Source organism: Vibrio sp. CAU 1672, assembly GCF_029223195.1.
In the GTDB taxonomy this organism is placed as follows: Bacteria; Pseudomonadota; Gammaproteobacteria; order Enterobacterales; family Vibrionaceae; genus Vibrio.
In genome coordinates this window covers 1-2,333 of the sequence record NZ_JARHUF010000060.1, presented here as the reverse complement: position 1 = coordinate 2,333, position 2,333 = coordinate 1, and the positions used below count along the sequence as shown (strand labels likewise).

Below are 2,333 nucleotides of genomic sequence, written 5' to 3'. Positions count from 1 at the left end.
CTAACAAACTGCTCAAGAGGGATTCACAACGCGTGGCATTTTTACTATGCGTTGATTTTAGTGATTAAGGTGGTGTGCGGAGGCTTCGGTATTGCGTTGTTCACCCCTTAGCAGGGCGTTATACCGCCGTGTGAGGGCGGTATTAGAAATCTAGGCGCAGCACTTCTTGTATTTCTTGCCGCTACCGCAACTACAAGGGTCGTTTCTGTTTGGTTTCTTTTCAAATACCGTTGGTTTTGCCTTGTTCAGGAGCGTATCTAGCTCGATCGTGTTTTCTTCTTGGCTTTCATCGACAGTGATGTTGGCGAAAATCGAATGCTCTTGAGTGATAGCTTCGACTTCTTGTTTACGTAGTTCTGTCGGAACAACGATACTGATCGGTGCTTCTTCTGTACCAGCTTTAACGTCGCGATTAACGTTGTAGCCTGACAGTACGTGATTTTGTCGAGTTTCAATTCGACCTTTAAAAAACAGCTTAGACATGCTGATACTCTTTACTTGGTATGTAAGAAAATGAGCAGGGATTATACGTATCGTACTAAAATGATAAAGCTCAAATTGGTTAAAGCTTAGTATCGTAGAAAAGCGGTATAACAAACTGTTTAAGAGGGATTCGCAACGCGTGGCATTTTTACTATGCGTTGGTTTAAGTGATTAAGGTGGTTTGCGGCGGCTTTGGTATTGCGTTGCTCACCCCTTAACAGAGCGTTAGCTTTCAAGGAAAACAATAGTTATCTCAAAGAACCACATTACTTATTGGATTAAACTAGTTGCTTATTGCTAATTACAAGGAAATGGTTATGTCCGTTGAAAATGACAAGCAAGAAGTTACTGTTGTAGATGTAAAAATGCCATTTATGTCGATGGTTGTTTTTATGGTTAAATTTGCAATTGCTTCGATTCCTGCCTTCATAATTCTGAGCATTATTTTTGGTATTTTAATGGGCTTGTTTGGTGGAATGTTCCATGGGATGGGACGGTATTAAAAAGCTAACAAATTGCTTAAGAGTGATTCGCAACGCGTGGCATTTTTAGCTTGCGTTAGGTTTAGTGCTTACGGCGCAATGCAGAGGCTTGGCCATTGCGTTGCTCACACCTTAGCAAGGCGTTAGGTGCTTAAGCGGAAAACTGCCAGCAGAAATCAACTACTGGCTTTTTGAGTTTAGTTTTGAGCGCGTTTTACTCGAATGGTGCTTTTAGCAACGTTTGAAAGGTTTAGGTTTTGGATAGCAGCTTTTGCTTCTTTGTCATCTGGCATTTCGACAAACGCGAAACCTTTTGATAAACCTGTTTCTTGGTCTAGAACCAAGTTGCACTCGGTAACTTTACCGTGAGCAGAGAAAAGTACACGAACTTCGTGTTCAGTGATGGTACGCGCTAGATTGCGAACTAAAAGTTTCATATTATTTTGCCTAATGTATTTGCGGCCCAAGTGTCTCAGTATTAGAGAAGTAAACCAAGGTAAATTAGTGGTGAACCTTTAAAAACGCACCTAACAAGGCGTTTAAGGCAGATTCGCAACGCTGGGCATTTTCGGTTTGCTTTGAATTTAGTGTTTACGGCACAGTGGTTTAGGTAAGGTGGCAGTGTTGCTCACTACTTAACGCGGCGTTAGTTGCCATGAGGAAAACGCAGCCAAATTGCAAAATTTAGCGGTAAAAGCTCAAAGTTAAGTGAGTTTTCTCGCTCAAATCCAGTGTTGGATATTTCAGCTAAGACCCAAATTTGGCATTGCCGCACTGCTGATTTGTTCTTTGGTGTTGCAGGCTTTAGGTTAGACGGTCGGCCATTTTTTGCTGAAACTCAGCTCGGTGAGTTTACCGTCTCAAAAGCTAATTTACTTGCTGAAAGGTCGCTTTCTCTGGTGTGGTGAGTTCACGTGGTTTCAGCGACTTTGTTGAAAGTCCGCACTGTGAGATTGTCTTTACAAAAGGTCTTTTTGGTGTTGTCAGTCCGTTTTCTGCGGCGTGCATTGCTCAAGTGATTTCAGTAACTAGCCGCTTTGAAACTACGCCTGACTTAACGACATCAAAGCACGTATAGTTTGTTGTTTTCAAATCCTAAACTGTCCTAAAATCAGTAAATTGGGTCTGGCAACTAACAAACAATTTAAGAGTGATTCGGCACGCGTGGCATTTTTACTATGCGTTGGTTTTAGTGGTTAAGGTGGTATGCGGAAGCACCGTATTGCGTGCCTCACACCTTAATTGGGCGTTATACGCTATATGAAGAAAGCCTAAAAATTCAGGTCAAAAATCGCGATTTTTAGCGTTGATTCGTGGTGTTTGGGCGTCGAGACATTCCTGCTTCAATCTTAATTTTCCTTGGTTCTT

General features: G+C 41.9%; 3 protein-coding genes. 1 reads left to right on the top strand and 2 read right to left on the bottom strand.

The annotated features are described in order from the left end of the window. Nucleotides 1–150 precede the first annotated feature (150 nt). Nucleotides 151–483 (bottom strand): PBPRA1643 family SWIM/SEC-C metal-binding motif protein, encoded by a 333-nt coding sequence (locus P2G85_RS21335; RefSeq protein WP_275866009.1) that lies wholly within the window; start codon nt 481–483, stop codon nt 151–153. Nucleotides 484–800: 317 nt separating this feature from the next. Here P2G85_RS21335 and P2G85_RS21330 point away from each other — a divergent pair, with 317 nt between their 5' ends. Next, nucleotides 801–986: a hypothetical protein gene (locus tag P2G85_RS21330; protein WP_275866008.1), complete on the top strand. Its 186-nt coding sequence runs from the start codon at nt 801–803 to the stop codon at nt 984–986. A 176-nt stretch (nt 987–1,162) separates the two neighbouring features. Here P2G85_RS21330 and P2G85_RS21325 read toward each other — a convergent pair whose 3' ends face one another. Next, nucleotides 1,163–1,402 (bottom strand): RNA-binding protein, encoded by a 240-nt coding sequence (locus tag P2G85_RS21325; protein ID WP_275866007.1) that lies wholly within the window; start codon nt 1,400–1,402, stop codon nt 1,163–1,165. Between the last annotated feature and the right edge of the window lie 931 nt (nt 1,403–2,333).

Coding starts and splice junctions, on each gene's coding strand:
- P2G85_RS21335 (WP_275866009.1), bottom strand. CDS start 483: ATGTCTAAGCTGTTTTTTAAAGGTCGAATTGAAACTCGACAAAATCAC.
- P2G85_RS21330 (WP_275866008.1), top strand. CDS start 801: ATGTCCGTTGAAAATGACAAGCAAGAAGTTACTGTTGTAGATGTAAAA.
- P2G85_RS21325 (WP_275866007.1), bottom strand. CDS start 1,402: ATGAAACTTTTAGTTCGCAATCTAGCGCGTACCATCACTGAACACGAA.